At 44.2% G+C, this 15,936-nt stretch carries 13 protein-coding genes and 1 tRNA gene; 6 read left to right on the top strand and 8 right to left on the bottom strand.

Going from position 1 to position 15,936, the window contains the following annotated elements; translation table 11 throughout:
- Positions 1-16: 16 nt before the first annotated feature.
- Positions 17-2,014, bottom strand: coding sequence for a citrulline utilization hydrolase CtlX (gene ctlX / locus ACYTPF_RS09170; RefSeq protein WP_461851992.1), 1,998 nt, complete (start codon positions 2,012-2,014; stop codon positions 17-19).
- A 213-nt stretch (positions 2,015-2,227) separates the two neighbouring features.
- Between ctlX and ACYTPF_RS09165 the strand changes: the two genes are divergently transcribed.
- On the top strand, positions 2,228-2,662 hold the full coding sequence (locus ACYTPF_RS09165; protein ID WP_014949919.1) for an Lrp/AsnC family transcriptional regulator: 435 nt from the start codon (positions 2,228-2,230) through the stop codon (positions 2,660-2,662).
- Positions 2,663-2,681: 19 nt separating this feature from the next.
- Here ACYTPF_RS09165 and ACYTPF_RS09160 read toward each other — a convergent pair whose 3' ends face one another.
- The 4 genes from ACYTPF_RS09160 to gloB form a co-directional block, all read right to left on the bottom strand.
- A complete protein-coding gene (locus ACYTPF_RS09160; RefSeq protein ID WP_461851991.1) occupies positions 2,682-3,107 on the bottom strand; it encodes a halomucin in 426 nt (141 codons plus the stop codon).
- A gap of 120 nt (positions 3,108-3,227) precedes the next feature.
- Positions 3,228-4,259 carry an ion transporter gene (locus ACYTPF_RS09155; RefSeq protein ID WP_269917806.1) on the bottom strand — a complete coding sequence of 344 codons (1,032 nt, stop codon included), beginning with the start codon at positions 4,257-4,259 and terminating at the stop codon, positions 3,228-3,230.
- Between the two features lie 79 nt (positions 4,260-4,338).
- Complete coding sequence (locus tag ACYTPF_RS09150) at positions 4,339-6,003, bottom strand: lytic transglycosylase (protein ID WP_461851990.1); 1,665 nt, start codon at positions 6,001-6,003, stop codon at positions 4,339-4,341.
- A gap of 64 nt (positions 6,004-6,067) precedes the next feature.
- Complete coding sequence (gene gloB / locus ACYTPF_RS09145; RefSeq protein ID WP_461851989.1) at positions 6,068-6,859, bottom strand: hydroxyacylglutathione hydrolase; 792 nt, start codon at positions 6,857-6,859, stop codon at positions 6,068-6,070.
- A gap of 84 nt (positions 6,860-6,943) precedes the next feature.
- Here gloB and ACYTPF_RS09140 point away from each other — a divergent pair, with 84 nt between their 5' ends.
- The gene (locus tag ACYTPF_RS09140) at positions 6,944-7,801 is read left to right on the top strand and encodes a class I SAM-dependent methyltransferase (RefSeq protein ID WP_461852104.1); all 858 of its coding nucleotides are present in this window, start codon (positions 6,944-6,946) and stop codon (positions 7,799-7,801) included.
- A 185-nt stretch (positions 7,802-7,986) separates the two neighbouring features.
- Here the strand turns inward: ACYTPF_RS09140 and ACYTPF_RS09135 are convergent, their stop codons facing one another.
- Together ACYTPF_RS09135 and metG are read right to left on the bottom strand one after the other, a co-directional pair.
- Positions 7,987-8,826: a mechanosensitive ion channel family protein gene (locus ACYTPF_RS09135; RefSeq protein ID WP_461851988.1), complete on the bottom strand. Its 840-nt coding sequence runs from the start codon at positions 8,824-8,826 to the stop codon at positions 7,987-7,989.
- Positions 8,827-9,168: 342 nt separating this feature from the next.
- Positions 9,169-11,196, bottom strand: a complete 2,028-nt coding sequence (metG, locus tag ACYTPF_RS09130; RefSeq protein WP_461851987.1) for a methionine--tRNA ligase — start codon at positions 11,194-11,196, stop codon at positions 9,169-9,171.
- Between the two features lie 108 nt (positions 11,197-11,304).
- Here metG and apbC point away from each other — a divergent pair, with 108 nt between their 5' ends.
- From apbC to ACYTPF_RS09110, 4 genes are all read left to right on the top strand, one after another.
- Positions 11,305-12,411, top strand: a complete 1,107-nt coding sequence (apbC, locus tag ACYTPF_RS09125) for an iron-sulfur cluster carrier protein ApbC (RefSeq protein ID WP_461851986.1) — start codon at positions 11,305-11,307, stop codon at positions 12,409-12,411.
- A 250-nt stretch (positions 12,412-12,661) separates the two neighbouring features.
- Positions 12,662-13,255: a dCTP deaminase gene (gene dcd, locus ACYTPF_RS09120; protein WP_461851985.1), complete on the top strand. Its 594-nt coding sequence runs from the start codon at positions 12,662-12,664 to the stop codon at positions 13,253-13,255.
- Between the two features lie 131 nt (positions 13,256-13,386).
- Positions 13,387-14,823, top strand: a complete 1,437-nt coding sequence (locus ACYTPF_RS09115; RefSeq protein WP_461851984.1) for an SLC13 family permease — start codon at positions 13,387-13,389, stop codon at positions 14,821-14,823.
- A 137-nt stretch (positions 14,824-14,960) separates the two neighbouring features.
- Positions 14,961-15,037, top strand: a tRNA-Pro gene (locus ACYTPF_RS09110).
- A 139-nt stretch (positions 15,038-15,176) separates the two neighbouring features.
- Here ACYTPF_RS09110 and ACYTPF_RS09105 read toward each other — a convergent pair.
- Positions 15,177-15,935 (bottom strand): hypothetical protein, encoded by a 759-nt coding sequence (locus ACYTPF_RS09105; RefSeq protein ID WP_461851983.1) that lies wholly within the window; start codon positions 15,933-15,935, stop codon positions 15,177-15,179.
- Between the last annotated feature and the right edge of the window lies 1 nt (position 15,936).

Below are 15,936 nucleotides of genomic sequence, written 5' to 3'. Positions count from 1 at the left end.
GGATACCGTATTAGGCTTAAACCTCAGAAAGTAAAATTGTATTTCCGGAGCTTAGGTTTAGCGCTTGTGCAGTTCTTTGAGAGATAACAGCAATTTCGCCTTGCTCATTCACTTCGGCCATCATGGCATAAAACGGTTGGTTTCGGGTTGCCACAAGCATCAACCTGCCTTTTGTAACACTATGAGCGATTTCTACCTTGATTTGTTTCGTCGTTTGAACAGTCTTAAGCGCTGCTACTTCGGCTTCCATACTTGGTGCACCGTCAAAAATGTCGATGTAGTTGGTAAACTTAAACCCTTCTTTTTCCAGTAATGCCATGGCAGGTCGTCCATCATTGTGAGGCTTTCCAATGGCGTGTTGAGCATCGTCAGGTAGCATGTTCACGTACAAGGGAAGCTTAGGCATTAAATCAGCAATAAATTGGTTGCCGTTAACGGCGCCGTATAAATCTGCCTCGGCATAAGTCATTGGAAAGAAATGGTTACCTAAAGCGTTCCAAAAAGGGGAGCGGCCTTCCTCGTCAACATATCCTCGCAAATCGGCCATTACGTTTTTGGGAAAAACACTTTGATGCAAGCCCATGAATAGATACCGTACTTTAGTCAGTAGTTTGCCGTTAAAGTCTTTTCGGTATTGGGGGAGAAGAAAAAGCGAAGCCACCTCTGCATAGCCTTCAAAATGATGACTAAGGTGCAGCACATCGTGGGTGTATTGTACACCAAGCGCGTTATTGCGCTGTGTTACTTTTTCTCGTTTATAACTATAGAAACTATCATCTTTTCCCAACTCACCAAAAATGGCAGATGTACCAACTAGCTCACCGGAATGAAGCTCCTCCAAAACGAATAACAAATAATCAGGCCGTTCTTTTTTATACAGTTTTTGCTCTTCGATTATTGAGCGTTTTAGCTTGGAGTTAAGTGTTAATCTGTCGGGTGGGAATGTGGTCATGCCCGGTGAAGCAGCTTGTGCTAGTGCAAGTAAGCCCTCCAAATCACCTTCTTTTACCAACCTAATTCGTGTCTGTGGGCTTGGTCTACTTGTCTCGTTTACTTTGCTATCAACCACCTTGCGTTGAAGGTGAATACCAGCCACCATACAGCGTACGGAACCACCTCCCATTTCAATAGTGGGAACAGCGATAGGAAGCAAAGTAAGATCGGTGGGAAGCAAAGCTCGTTGCGTTTCATCTAATGAATTAAAAGCGGTTTGTGATAAGAGTAACAAACGTTTTCCGCTGTTATTCAATAGCTCAAGGCAGTTTCCAGCAAATGCATTTACTTGCGCTTCGTTAATTTCTATTACAGTTTTACCCGATTCCTTAAGTGTTGATAGCACCAAAGGCCTGTCGCAGTCTTTAATCATGCTAGTCGCAACAATGGCAAAGTCGCTACCCACACTCATCATCACATTAGTGTGATAAACGGCTGTACCGTTGGCGTCAAAGGCGCTAAAAAATACAGGTGTTAAACCAATTAATTTGCACGCCGCTGTTACAGCTTTTTTGTTGGCTCGTTGAGAAAGGCAAACATAGGCTAACTTGCTTTTATGATCGATTACCATGGCCCCTGTTCCTTCCACAATCAGGTTGTCTTTTTCTAGATAAGACAAATCCGTTGTTTGCGCTACGTCATAGTGTTTTTGCAGATAGCTGATTATGTCACCTCGCCTTTCATTTCTGCGGTTTTCGCAGTACATAGGGTAGGTGACAAGCAAACCATTGGGATGTGTACTTAACCAATTGTTCGGAAACACGGAATCAGGTGTTTTTTCGTCTTCAGTTTCAAATACTTCAACTGTCATATGGTTTATGCGTAAAGTGCGAACCATCTCATCAAATTCTATGCACGCATTCTTTGATATTTCCTCTATATTTTCTCGCTTCAATACAAAGGGCTTTTGAAAACTATTGTCTTTGGCTGTTTGCTCGTTTGGGCGAAAGTGACAGGGGCGTACCATTAAAACCGTATTTGGCGTAGTTAGGCGGGTGTTTGTGATGTGACTGGCTTGCATATAACGTCCTACAGCCCTTAGCTGAAATATTTCTACTGAAAAGAGCGTGTATTTTATTCTCTGGCGAATTCACTTAACCATGCGCAAGGTGTTGCAAGTTGTCATTTAGTTTAAGCATAATGCTCAATGTTTTTATCATTATGATTTTTGCTGATTAGTCTTGGATAATGCGTTAATGACTAGACGAGTCGTTTATCTATTGGGGAAATGGCTATGTATGTAGATTTAGATGCGAAAGATCGCGAGCTTCTCGATATATTGAAACGCGATGCGCGAACACCTGTGACCGTGCTTGCTGAAGTCCTCTCGTTATCGCGAAATACGGTTCAAAAACGAATCGACAGGTTAGTAAATTCGGGGGTGATCGACGGTTTTACTATTCGCGTTAATGAGCAGCTGCAACCAGACAAAATAAAAGCTCTTATGTCAGTCGAGCTTGAAGGGCTTAGTACTACACAGCTTATTAGTAAGCTTAGGCAGGTGAATGGTGTTGAGCGGTTTCATACTACAAACGGAAATTGGGATTTACTTATTGTTATCACCGCCGAAAGTCTCGCGCACTTAGATGGCATTTTAAAAGAAGTGCGCGGCGTTAAAGGCGTGCTTAATAGTGAGACGAGTATTATTCTGTCTACTACTGAAAAATAGTGTGTACGCCTTATCAGTCTTAGCAGCTATTGTCGCCATTTATCCATCGATTTACATCATCACTTAAATTTAAGTCTGTGCCTAAGTTAAACTCACCTTCTCGAACAGATACCTCGCTACCGTAGGTTGAGTGGGTAACGGTGACGTGTAAAAAAGGATATTGCGGGGTGCTCCCTTCTTTACGACTGGCCGTGAGTTTGTAGCCGTTTTGTATTGTATATGTGTTTACGACTATATCGCTATGGATTGGCTGATGCAGTGTGGACCAGCATCGGTTTGCATTGTATTCAATGCGATCAACTATTTTTTCAGGTTCTTGGTTGGTGGAAATAGAAGAGGTCGGCAAGATCACAATGCAGCCTGAAGCAAATGCCGTTATACAAATTGCTAGAATTACGTGGTTAAATGAGCGGCTGAACATTCTGCAGCGTTTAATTTTCATCATAAGTCCCTAAAATTGTTATAATTATACTCGTAAGGATTTTATATTAGCTTATTTTTATGAACAGTGGCTGAACAGAATACTGGCTAGCGTTCATCTTGACTCTATCGCTTTGCAAATTAATTAAATCTTGGGTTTGTCAGTAGGGATAGCCGATTCTTTTTCGGTGAGATGTGACTTCCAACGCTGCTGGGCAACGTGCGCTTTCACCAGTTCTAAGCATTCATTTACAACGTTAAGCACTTCTTTATCTAGTGCGTCAGCAGTAGGAGTGTAGTCGTGCATGCCGACTGAAATGAAATGGTCGATGCGCTCTGCATCTAAGTCGCTCAATAGGTTTACTAGCGATGTAGTAACGATATCGGTGACTGACTCTTCCAAAGTATTTTCAATGGTTTTGCCGATAACAGGAAGGTAATGCAGCGAGGATACTTGTGCATTGCTTCTCACCGCTTTTCCCACGCTTTTTCGGACGTGCTCTCGAATCACCTCACCATGTTCTTCACTTTGAATAGATTGCCCTAAATGGTTGATAACGCCAGCCATCCATTGGGTTATGACAGGACGGCGGGGCGCTAGCACCTGTGCATTGATATCGTCTAACAAAGGCGAGCCCGCTGAAATATCTTTTTGCGCATCGCTTAGCACTTTAACAACAATCCGGTCGCTAAGTTCTTCAACAAACACGTCGTAATAAAAGGCAAAAAAGCGAAAGACGGCGGTCTGATTTAAATCGATAATTTCGAACTTGTGCAAGCGGTGTAGTATGGAGAATATTCGCAAGAAGCGAAACAGACGAGTAGGGCCAGTTGGTATTAAGCCAATAATGTCGTACCAATGCAAAAACGGAAAGAAGTACCAGCGTAAGTGCTCTTTACGAACAATAGCAACGGCCCAACGAAAACAGAACTCGGTAAAAAATATGGCGATGAAGACTAAATCGACCAACAAAAAGTTGGCGTGGATTGGGTCGTAAGCGTTTAGAAAGGCGGGGAAATATGTACCTAAAAGACCGTATACAAAATCTGTAGCATAAAGCGCATCGAAAATAAGCCACGCTAGATTTACAAACAATATACCTAGCATGACTAAATCTAAAATTAACCAAGGCGTTTCGTGACTATTTCGCAGATTTTCTCGGTTAATTCTTAGCATTTCCATATCCTTTTCGTGATTTAACGTATGATATGACCGCTTAAAGGAAAACGCGTTAATGCTAATCTAGGCCGAGTCACTAGCTCGATGCGTTCAACCTTGTCACGTCTACATACAGTTTAAGTCTTTGACCGGGTTGCAGATAGCGCTTAGTGTTTAGGGAGTTCCACTTGCCAATGTCACTTACCTTAACATTGAACTTGCTGGCGATACGAGATAACGAGTCACCGTTTCTTACTGTGTAGGTCAGTTTTTTTGTAACCCCGGCTTGCGCTTTGCCTTTCTGCCAAATAACCAAAGTTTTTCCTGGACGAAGCGTATCACCCGGCGCCATGCCGTTCCATTTAGCTAACTGCTTAGTACTTACTTTGTACTTACGCGCAATATCCCATAGCGTATCACCGGATTTAACGGTGTGACGCACTTTTTGCTGTGAAGAGCTGTTGTTTTGTAAACTGGCTAAACGTTGCTCTTGCGATAAGGTATAGCTGTCTAACTCTTGAAGCGCTACAGGTACCATTATCGCTTGACCTATTCTGATCATTGATGAGTCTAACTCATTTATCCTTTTCAGCACTTTCACTGTTGTGTGATATTGCTTTGCAATTTTACCTAAGCTATCGCCAGACTTAACGGTGTGACGTACCCAGTTAAGACGCTCTTTTTGATCAATCTTAGCAAGGGCTTGCGTAAACGCAGCAGCTTTATCAAGGGGAAGTACTAAGCGGTGAGGGCCATCTGGGGATGTAGCCCAGCGATTGAACCCAGGGTTTAATCCATGAAGCTCTTTCAAAGACATGCCGGCAAGCTCGGCCGCAAACGCTAAATCGACCTGAGAGCCAATATCAACCACTTCAATAACGGCAACGTTTTCTACTTCTGGCCATGAGTATGCATATTCATCTTTGTTTTTAAGAATATCAGCAAGGGCTAATAACTTAGGCACATACGCACGTGTTTCCTTCGGTAAGTTCAAGTTCCAAAAATCGGTAGGTTTACCTGCACGTTTGTTAGCTTTAATCGCTCGTTGAACACGGCCTTCACCACTGTTATAGGCAGCTAGTGCATGTAGCCAGTTACCGTCAAACATCTCATTTAAATAGGTAAGATAATCCAGTGCACCTTGTGTTGACGCAACAACGTCGCGGCGCCCGTCGTACCACCAGTTTTGGTCCATACCAAACCGCTTACCGGTGCCTGGGATAAATTGCCACATACCGGCTGCCCGACCATGAGAATAGGCGAAAGGGTCGAATGCGCTTTCTACGATGGGCAAGAGAATTAACTCCATCGGCATGTCACGCTTTTCAATTTCTTCTGCGATGTAGTAAAGAAATGGCTTGGCACGTTTAACAACGCGAGCCATGTATTCAGGGTGCTTTAAGTACCACTTTCTCTGTGCATTTAGACGTTTATTGTCAGGGATAGGTAAAGCAAAGTTTGCGCTAGCACGTTCCCACACGTCTGTTACAACAGCCTGCGTATGCATGTCAGGTGTCGCGGTAAGTTCGGCACCTTCTTCTAGCGTATCGTCATTTGGGTGCACGACTTCAACAACGCCATCTCTTGCTAACTCACAATCAGAAATAGCTTCTTCATTGCTATGAATTTCACTGCACGCTTCTAGCGAAGCATTTTCGTTACTTTCTAATTGCGCGTTGTCACTATTATTATCTGTTATCTGACAACCCGTTAAACCTATCGCCAACAACAATGGCGATAGAGGGAAAAACTTCAACTGCATATATGAAGAAACCTCTTGGAGCACTGCAAACCGGCAATATTACGATAATCGGCTTACTTTTGCATCAAAACTCATCTTTCCAGCGGCGAACTGCAGCAAATACCGCTACATCGTCAGCCAGGTTATTTTCGCAATAGGCTTCGGCAGCAGTTTTCACAGAAAGTTCATGAGCTCGTAAAAATGGGTTTATGCTTTTTTGCTCTTTTAGGGTACTTGGTAAAGTAGGTTGATTCTGTTCTCGCTTAGCGTTAACCCAATCTGAGTAGTCGTTTAGTGCCGTATTGTCAGGCTCAACAGCAAGCGCAAATGCAACGTTTGCTTGCGTATATTCGTGGGCGCCGTACACCTTGGTAGTGTCAGGCAATCGCTTTAACTTATTCAAAGAATGATGCATTTGCTCTGGCGAGCCTTCAAATAAGCGCCCGCAGCCAGCGGAAAACAACGTATCACCGCAAAATAGTACGCCATGACCAAAAAACGCGATGTGATCTAGCGTGTGACCCGGCACCTCCATAACTTGAAGTGCCATTTTAAACACGGGAAGAGAAACGGTGTCGCCCTGCGCCACCGATTTAGTGATGCCTCTTATATGGTTGCCTCGTGGCCCTATAACCGGTAAATCCGGTACGGTAGATACTAGCTTAGCGATGCCACCAGTATGATCTCTATGATGATGGGTAATAAGAACCGCACTAAGTAATAATTTATTGGCTTTGAGAAAAGCCAATACAGGTTCTGCATCGCCCGGGTCAACGACTATAGCGCTGTTACCGTTGTGAATGCACCAAATGTAGTTGTCAGTAAAAGCGGGGATAGGATGAATTGTTACATCTGAAGGAAGCGTTTCTGCCGTCATAAGAGTACCTGCTTGTGTAGGTAGAATTATGCGTTACTATAGGGACTTGTGAACAGCAGAGCAACCTAAGAGCGCGCAGTGTTAATGAGATCGGCCTTTAGAGCCAAACCGCCTCGCTACCCGACAAGCTGGGGTGATTTCCCCGCAGGTGAGCATATCCGCGATGCCGTAAATACAGTGTGTAGCGATTATGCTGAGCGCATATTTGGGTATCACTTTGCTAAGCTAGGCTCTTTAAGTACCGAGATTAATTTAAACACTAGCCCTATTAGGCACCACATCAATCAAGTGCCCTTTGATAATCAATTTGGCTGCCAGTCAGACGACAACACTGCATCTAATAGTACCTCAGACAATAATGTTGCACCTTCACAATCACAGGATGAAAGCCGCGAATCAACCATTAGCAGAGAAAATACCATTGTAGGGCAGTCGCATTCTTTACCTTTTTCTGAAAATAGTATTGATGGCTTTCTATTGGCTAACGAGTTAGATTTCGCTCAAGACCCTCACGAGATATTAAGAGAGGTAGACCGTGTTATTACGCAAAACGGTTATGTCATCATAAGTGGCTTTAACCCATTAAGTCTTGCCGGTATCGCCAAGTTCCTACCCGTTAAGCGCGGAAATATTTTGCACGATGCACGTTTTTTTACATCCTATCGCATTAAAGATTGGCTTCAGTTGCTGGGATTTGAAATTGTTGAACAACGTCAAGTAATGTTCTCAACGCTCTTTTTTCAACAAAAGTGGAAAGGGGCGGTTAAACTTCAGGATTATTTATCCTCTTATTTACCTTGGTGCAGCGCGGTATATGTAATCCTCGCGAAAAAGCGGGTAATCCCTATGACGGCCATAAAACCTAAACGTAATTTAAAACCGCGTTTTTCGGCGGTGGGGGCCAGTGTACGGACTTCCTCGGTAAATCGTACGCTGCGTTAGCGGTGTTAATGTATATGTCACGCGCACGTAGCGCGGGCCAGGCTTTTAACTAAAAGGCTGTAAAAAGCGTTAACCCTTTTAAGTATTTGGTTGATTGCTGTACCAGACCCCTAGGCTTTAGCGTTTATAACCCAATCTGAAGGGGAGATGGAGATAGCCTAGAAAGCTATCTCCACGTTAGTAGGTTACTCTTCGTTTGCTTTATACAAATGCACATCTCGCTGTGGATAAGGGATGCTAATACCTTCTTCATCAAAGGCTTTTTTAACTTTTTCCTGCATATCCCAGTAGTAAGGCCACAAGTCATCTGTACCGACCCACGGTCTAAACATCAGGTCGACTGAGTTATCACCTAACCCACCAACACATATCCTAGGTTCAGGATCGGTCAGTGAACGCTCGTCTTCTTCAAACAGACGTTGCAAAATTTTCTTTGCTTTGTCTATATCGTCATCGTAGCCAATACCAAATGTCATGTCGCAGCGGCGTTTATCATATACGCTAACGTTAGTTAGTGTGGCATTGGACAGATTCCCGTTGGGAATAACAACACGCCTATTGTCAAAGGTGTTGATTACAGTATAAAGAATTTGTATTTCTGCAACAGAACCTAAATGGCCTTCTGCTTCAATGGTGTCACCCACTTTAAAGGGTTTGAAAATCAGTATTAGCACACCGCCAGCAAAATTAGCCAGGCTGCCTTGTAAAGCTAAACCTATAGCCAAACCTGCCGCCCCAACTACTGCAATAAATGAGGTGGTTTCAATACCTATCATAGAGGCAACAGAAATTAACAACATGACTTTTAAAACGGCACTAATAAGCCCGCATAAAAACTTGTTTAGCGTGGGGTCCTTTTTTCCTATTCGGTGATCCAACAGAGTTACAAAACGATTCACTAGCCAAAGACCCACCACCAAAGTCAGAATAGCTAATAGCAATTTGGGGGTGTAAGTCATCACCAATGATATGGCTTTTTCGGTTAATTCCGATAAATCGATATTAGTCCCGAATAAATCTTCCATAAATACCTCTTTCATTAATAAATCACGCTGACTACGTTATAGAAAGAGGGTTAGATCGCTATCAATGAACCCGAATGGTTCTAGCTCGTTTGTTGACCTGAAGCCATTAGCCTAATTCACTTTGGGGCATTGGGGGAAAGAATGTATGAGTAACGATGGGTTGAGATGCTTTGCTATAGGGTTTCTTAGCTTACTGGGTTTGTGCTTGATCCGTGACGTTGCCTATGTGATTTTTGCCTTATAAATCTGAGCGCCGCTTTGACCGCCCAATAAAAAAGGTGACATCCCGTCGCTTAATAGCGCTGAATGTCACCTTACTTTTTTATATGTTCGCTTTAAAGCTTACTTAACGCGCATACCCGGCTTTGCACCTTCGTGCGGCTCAAGAATGTATAGCTCGTCGCCGCCAGGGCCCGCGGCTAATACCATGCCTTCACTCATGCCAAAACGCATTTTACGAGGGGCGAGGTTCGCCACCATTACTGTATGTTTACCGATTAGGGCTTCAGGCGAGTAGGCCGACTTAATACCTGCAAAAACTTGCTTAGTTTCGCCGCCTAAATCTAGTTCTAAACGTAAAAGCTTGTCAGCTTTTTCTACGTGTTCAGCTTTAGCGATACGTGCAATACGTAAATCTACCTTGGCGAACTCATCAAACGAGATAGTGTCGCTGATAGGGTCTTTAGCAAGCGGGCTGTCTGGGTCGATTGCCGGTGCTGCTGGCGCTAGGCTTTCTTTTGAATCTTCAACCATGGCGTCGATTTTCTCCATTTCTACACGCTGCATCATCGGCTTAAACTTGTTGATGGCGTGGCCTTTCAATAGGGTTTGCAGTGAATTCCAGTCAAACGAGTCGTTTAGAAATTCTTCTGCTTTTTCTGCAAGTACAGGTAGTACAGGCTTCAAGTAAATCACCAACAGACGGAACATGTTAATACCTAGCGAGCACACATCGTGTGTGAACTGCTGCTTAGTCTCGTCTTTAATGGTTACCCAAGGTGCGTTGTTGTCGATGAACTGGTTTGCTTTGTCAGCAAGGGCCATAATCTCGCGCACGGCTTGGTGGTACTTACGCTTCTCAAATAGTGCAGCAATGCTTTCAGATGCGTTTTGGAACTCAGCAATAAGCTCTGGCTCAATCACGTTGTCAGACAATTTGCCATCGAAACGCTTAGTGATGAAGCTTGCACAGCGGCTAGCAATATTTACCACTTTACCTACTAGGTCTGAATTCACTTTTTGTGCGAAGTCAGTAAAGTTTAGGTCGATGTCAGTAACACCGTCGCCCAACTTAGACGCAAAGTAGTAACGCAGATACTCTGGGTTCAGGTGATCAAGGTAAGTACGGCCTTTTATAAAAGTACCGCGCGACTTTGACATTTTCGCGCCGTTCACCGTTACAAAACCGTGAATATTTACGCCAGTAGGCTTACGGTATCCCGCACCTTCTAGCATGGCAGGCCAGAATAGGCAGTGGAAGTAAGTAATATCCTTACCGATAAAATGGTAAAGCTCAGCCTCTGAGTCTGCTTTCCAGAAGTCATCAAACTCTAGATTGTTTTGGTCGCAGAAGTTTTTGAAACTAGCCATGTAGCCAACAGGCGCATCTACCCACACGTAGAAGAACTTGTTAGGTGCACCTGGAATTTCAAAACCGAAATAAGGCGCATCACGGCTGATATCCCACTGCTGAAGACCTTCAGTGAACCATTCTTGTAGCTTGTTTGCCATTTCTTCTTGCAGTGCACCCGAGCGGATCCACTCTTTTAACATGCCTTCAAACTTTGGCAGGTCAAAGAAGAAGTGCTCAGATTCGCGTAGTACTGGTGTAGCACCAGACACCACGCTGCGCGGGTTCTTAACTTCTGTTGGGCTATACGTTGCGCCACATACGTCACAGCTATCGCCGTTTTGATCTTCTGCGCCACAGCTTGGGCAGGTACCCTTAACGAAACGATCTGGCAGGAACATTTCTTTTTCAGGGTCGAACAGTTGGTTAATAGTGCGCTTGCTAATGTAACCCGCGTTATCTAAACGTGTGTAAATTTCTTCACACAATGCCTTGTTTTCTGGCGAATGGGTTACATAGTAGTTGTCGTAATCAACGTGAAAATCAACAAGGTCTTGGTGGTGTTCAGCACGGGTTCTAGCCACCATTTCTTCTGGTGTAATGCCAAGCTCTTGGGCTTTAAGCATAACCGGTGTACCGTGTGCATCGTCGGCGCAAACACTGTAACATTCGTTTCCGCGAAGGCGCTGAAAACGAGTCCAGATGTCGGTTTGAATGTGTTCTAGCAAATGACCTAAGTGAATAGAACCATTTGCGTATGGCAACGCACTGGTTACCAGAATTCGGCGTTTTTCTGACATAATGACGTTATTGATTCTTTGCGTTTCAAAATGGCTGCAAATACTAGCGGAAAACCGCGTTTTTTGCATCTCGTAATTCACACAATTCTACTACTAGTAAGGCATTTTATGTTCTTTTCTCGCAAAGCAGAGCCGCTAACGCAAAAGGTTGCTGTTATTTTAGCCAAGTATTTCTCGCTAGACGTAGACGATACCTTACCTTGGTGTGCTTTTAGTCAGCCAGAAAATGAAGATGCCGGTGTGACAGTTACCTTGCCATTTTGTATAGCTACACAGCTAGACGCGCTTAAACAACAAGTGCTTAACCAGCTAAAAGGGAAGCTTGGCGATGACCAGCTTACGTTTAAACAAAACGTAGCGAGTGGAGAAACTGAAGTAGCACCGGTCACCAACATTAAAAACATCATAGCAGTGGCCTCTGGCAAGGGCGGTGTAGGTAAGTCGACAACCAGTATCAATTTAGCGTTTGCGCTTATGCAAGAAGGCGCGAAAGTTGGGATTTTAGATGCCGATATTTATGGGCCGTCTATTCCCATTATGTTGGGCAACCCCGATGCACACCCTGAAAGCGAAGATAATAAGCACATGCAGCCCCTTATGTCGCATGGGCTGGTGGCGAACTCAATTGGTTATTTAGTGCCTCAGGAAGACGCGGCCGTATGGCGAGGGCCAATGGCAAGCAGAGCATTAAAGCAGTTGCTAGATGAAACTTTGTGGCCCGTGCTGGATTACTTAATTGTAGATATGCCACCAGGAACAGGCGATATCCAGTTGACGATGGCGCAACAAGTACCGCTGACTGCTTCAGTGATAGTTACAACGCCGCAGGACTTAGCGCTAGCCGATGCCCAAAAAGGCATAAGCATGTTTGAAAAGGTCGATGTGCCAGTACTCGGGCTTATCGAGAACATGAGCTATTACCAATGCAGAGCCTGTGGTACCAAAGACTATGTGTTTTCAAAAGACGGGGGCGAGGCGCTTGCCGAACGCCACGGACTGCCGCTTTTGGGACAGCTACCGCTTGATATTCATATTCGCGAGCATGGCGATGCAGGTACACCTTTGTTACTTGCCTCACCCGACGGTGCTTTAAGTGAAAGTTACCGTGAAGCTGCGCGGGCACTGTCTATGCAATTAGCCCTTACCGTTGAGCCACGCAAAGGGGCAGTTAAACACATTAAAGGCGACCCAATTGGCATTATTGGGAAAGATTGAAAAAAGGGGAACGATTGAAAGAGATTTGGTTAAGTAATAACAGGTGACGCACAATAGTGTTGAATGTTTAGTTTAAAGCCTAGTTAGATGCTGAACCAAGGAAAAATAGAGGCAAGTTTTGGCGCTTTAATTTAAAATTCGCTAAAACTTTATAAAAATTGCGCAAAAGCAGATAAAACAAGCCTTTGAGCAGTTGAATGCATGCGGTGACATACGCATAATAGCGGCCTAACGAAATGAGGAATACACCATGCGCTTGTGCGACCGCGATATCTACCAACATCTTCAAGATGGAAAAATCAAAATTGAGCCTACACCTAACTATGATCAGATTAGCGGTGTAACGGTAGATATCCGCCTTGGTAACAAATTTCGTGTGTTTGAAGACCATCAAGCACCGTTTATTGATTTAAGTGGGCCAAAAGCGCAGGTACAAGAAGCGCTCGACCACGTAATGAGCGACGAAATTGAGCTAGAAGAAGGTAAAGCGTTCTTCTTACACCCAGGCGAATTAGCACTAGCTATAACCTACGAATCAGTAACGCTGCCGGATAATATCGTTGGTTGGCTAGACGGGCGCTCTTCACTGGCGCGTTTGGGCTTAATGGTTCACGTGACGGCGCATAGAATCGACCCAGGTTGGTCTGGTAACATCGTTCTTGAGTTTTACAACAGCGGTAAATTACCTTTAGCGCTTCGCCCTAAGATGAAAATAGGCGCACTAAGCTTTGAAGTGTTATCAGCCCCAGCTGAAAAACCTTATAACGCCAGAGTTGATGCGAAATATAAGGATCAAGCCGGTGCAGTAGCCAGCCGTATTTCGTCAGACGACGAAAGTAAGTAAAACAACCTAAAAACAATTTTTTTGGAAAAGCCTCGTGCGTTTCCCGCTAATTACTGATAGAAAATATAAAAGCAATAACCAGGGTTTCTGCCCTGGCACTTATAATAAAGCTATTAGTAACGGGAAGCGCAATGCACACAAATCCTGAACCCTCTTCAGATTCTCAACAACGACAGCCAACACGTAAGAATACTATTATTCTTTTCGCCTTTATCGCCTCCGTTCTTAGTGGCATGGGCTTATGGGCTGTAAATCAGCCCAGCGAAATTATATTTACCGCTGCAATCACCCTTTTTGTAGCAATACTTTGGGTAACCGAAGCGCTCCCCATTCCCGCTACTTCGCTTCTGCCATTTGCGTTATTTCCATTATTCGGCGTGCTGTCGCATAGCGAAGCTGCGTCTGCCTTAGGAAGTCATGTCATTATTTTATTAATGGCAGCTTTCATGCTTTCAAAAGGGCTTGAACGTGCGAACTTACACAAGCGATTTGCCATTTACATGCTGCGGGTAACAGGCAGCGGCAGCCCGCTTAAACTGGTACTGGGCTTCATGCTGACAACTGCAGTACTTAGTATGTGGATTAGTAACACGGCTACAGTTTTGATGATGTTGCCAATGGCTATTGCCATTATCAATGCGGTCGATAACCCCCGATTTGGCGTTGCCCTTATTCTAGGTATTGCTTATTCAGCAAGTTTGGGCGGGGTAGGCACGCCAATTGGCACGCCGCCGAATATTATATTCATGAGCGTATATGAAGAAACACTAGGTGTTGAATACAGCTTTATCGACTGGATGAAAACCGGTGTACCCATTGTGATCCTTGGTGTACCGATTATGGCTTTATGGTTAGCACGCGGTATAAAAGAAGTGGGAAACATCGATTTACCCATACCAAGCACGTGGACGAAAGCCGAAAAGCGTGTACTTGCCATTTTTGGTACGGTTGCAATGGCGTGGATATTCAGACCTTTTTGGACTGCATGGATAGGGGTAACTACTATCAGTGATAGCACTATAGCCGTTGCGGGTGTTGCCGCAATGTTTTTCACCAATAGCGGCAATGACAACGGCGAAGTAGACGCAAAAGGTAACAACGACAAGCTGCTCGATTGGAAAACGGCAAACGATATTCCTTGGGGAATGCTACTGCTATTTGCAGGTGGAATTTGTATTGCAAAAGCGTTTATGTCATCGGGTTTAAGCGTGTTGATGGGCTCTTGGTTAACTGGGCTCGCAACCTTGCCTGTGTTGTTACTAGTACTGGGTATTTGCTTATTCGTGACTTTCCTAACGGAAATTACTTCAAACACAGCAACATCTACATTGCTAATGCCAATATTAGCCGCAGCAGGTCTGGCGGTAGGCGTTGACCCTAAATTACTTATGATACCGGCTGCCATAAGCGCAAGTTGTGCTTTTATGCTGCCAGTAGCAACAGCGCCTAACGCCATTGCGTACTCAACTGAAAAGTTCGATATTAAAACAATGGCAAGAGAAGGAATAATGCTGAACGTGCTTGTGGCCTTAGTTGTAACCGCAGTGTGCTACGTCACTTTGGCCTGATATCAAAAACAACGGCAACTAGGTGTTTTAATGTAGAAATTTGCGAAGGTGGTTAGCAATTGAGCGCTTAAACAGGCTTATTGCTAATTCTCGTTGCATTGTGAACAAATTTAAGTAGACTTACTCGCTCTTTCGGTCGGTGTGTAGCGCAGCCTGGTAGCGCACTGTCATGGGGTGTCAGGGGTCGGAGGTTCAAATCCTCTCACACCGACCAACTTCTCTTCTTTGAAGCGACACCCTAAAGCCTTATTTGGCGTACTCTACAACACAGCTTAAAATCAATCTTCAAGACTGCACACAAACTTCACTTTCGTCTCAATGATAGTCAAATTTGTGAACGTTCACAATCTTGTTCACACGGGAAAGTAGTACTGCTTGTACTGCTGAACCAAGTCTTGAGACAACGTGAAGTCACCACTAAGCGCACCTGTTACTGCTTGCTGGTACAACTGCTTAGTCTTCAGGTCTTGGTTCACTGCATAAGCTACCCAATCAGAGAAGTGTTCAGGGTCAGTAATGCCTAGTTCACTCTCTGCATAGTCAGCAAAGTCGTTGTAAAGTTGCTCCGTTGCTTTGTGTATCTCTCGCTCTGCTCGTTCAGGCGATACACCGTAAGATTCGCTAAGGCCAACTAGCACTTCCTCAGATAAGTTTTCGCCAGCCAATACAGCAGTCAACGTATCAATGGTATTAGCTGAACCAATAACATCTTCAATCTGATTAGCTGTGCTTAATGCTTCAGTATTTATGTACTCAAGTGTTCCTTGTGTATCTTCTGATTCTTCAGATACCTCAAAGAAGTCTTCAGCATCGTCGAGATAGTCGTCGTAGTTGCCAGCGTAGATTGACTTGCTAAGTATTCCAGCTTCAATCAAGTGGTCTACTTGTCCTGAGATACCGTTGACAGTAACCACAGTGTGAGGCTGGATGTCTTTTAGTTGGACTGGACGACCCTCAACTGTCCTAATGTCTGTTATCGCTAAGTCTTCTGTAGCTAGTTCTACGTGTTCTTCTTGCTCTAACAGTTCGCTAAGTTGTTGCTGAGTGGTCTCACATAGCTCTCCTGTTGAATAGTCAGGGAAGTCTATTGATTCATTGTTAGTAGTATTCATG

The organism is Alteromonas sp. HB246098 (genome assembly GCF_054890645.1).
Note: the sequence above shows the minus strand (reverse complement) of the source record. Positions and strands in the feature narration are given on the sequence as shown.

What these genes read in the sequence shown, in the direction of transcription:
- ACYTPF_RS09140 (WP_461852104.1), top strand. Translation starts at nt 6,944, where the DNA reads ATGAGATCGGCCTTTAGAGCCAAACCGCCTCGCTACCCGACAAGCTGG.
- ACYTPF_RS09115 (WP_461851984.1), top strand. Translation starts at nt 13,387, where the DNA reads ATGCACACAAATCCTGAACCCTCTTCAGATTCTCAACAACGACAGCCA.
- apbC (WP_461851986.1), top strand. Translation starts at nt 11,305, where the DNA reads ATGTTCTTTTCTCGCAAAGCAGAGCCGCTAACGCAAAAGGTTGCTGTT.
- ACYTPF_RS09105 (WP_461851983.1), bottom strand. Translation starts at nt 15,935, where the DNA reads ATGAATACTACTAACAATGAATCAATAGACTTCCCTGACTATTCAACA.
- ACYTPF_RS09165 (WP_014949919.1), top strand. Translation starts at nt 2,228, where the DNA reads ATGTATGTAGATTTAGATGCGAAAGATCGCGAGCTTCTCGATATATTG.
- ACYTPF_RS09135 (WP_461851988.1), bottom strand. Translation starts at nt 8,826, where the DNA reads ATGGAAGATTTATTCGGGACTAATATCGATTTATCGGAATTAACCGAA.
- ctlX (WP_461851992.1), bottom strand. Translation starts at nt 2,014, where the DNA reads ATGCAAGCCAGTCACATCACAAACACCCGCCTAACTACGCCAAATACG.
- ACYTPF_RS09155 (WP_269917806.1), bottom strand. Translation starts at nt 4,259, where the DNA reads ATGCTAAGAATTAACCGAGAAAATCTGCGAAATAGTCACGAAACGCCT.
- ACYTPF_RS09150 (WP_461851990.1), bottom strand. Translation starts at nt 6,003, where the DNA reads ATGCAGTTGAAGTTTTTCCCTCTATCGCCATTGTTGTTGGCGATAGGT.
- ACYTPF_RS09160 (WP_461851991.1), bottom strand. Translation starts at nt 3,107, where the DNA reads ATGATGAAAATTAAACGCTGCAGAATGTTCAGCCGCTCATTTAACCAC.
- dcd (WP_461851985.1), top strand. Translation starts at nt 12,662, where the DNA reads ATGCGCTTGTGCGACCGCGATATCTACCAACATCTTCAAGATGGAAAA.
- gloB (WP_461851989.1), bottom strand. Translation starts at nt 6,859, where the DNA reads ATGACGGCAGAAACGCTTCCTTCAGATGTAACAATTCATCCTATCCCC.
- metG (WP_461851987.1), bottom strand. Translation starts at nt 11,196, where the DNA reads ATGTCAGAAAAACGCCGAATTCTGGTAACCAGTGCGTTGCCATACGCA.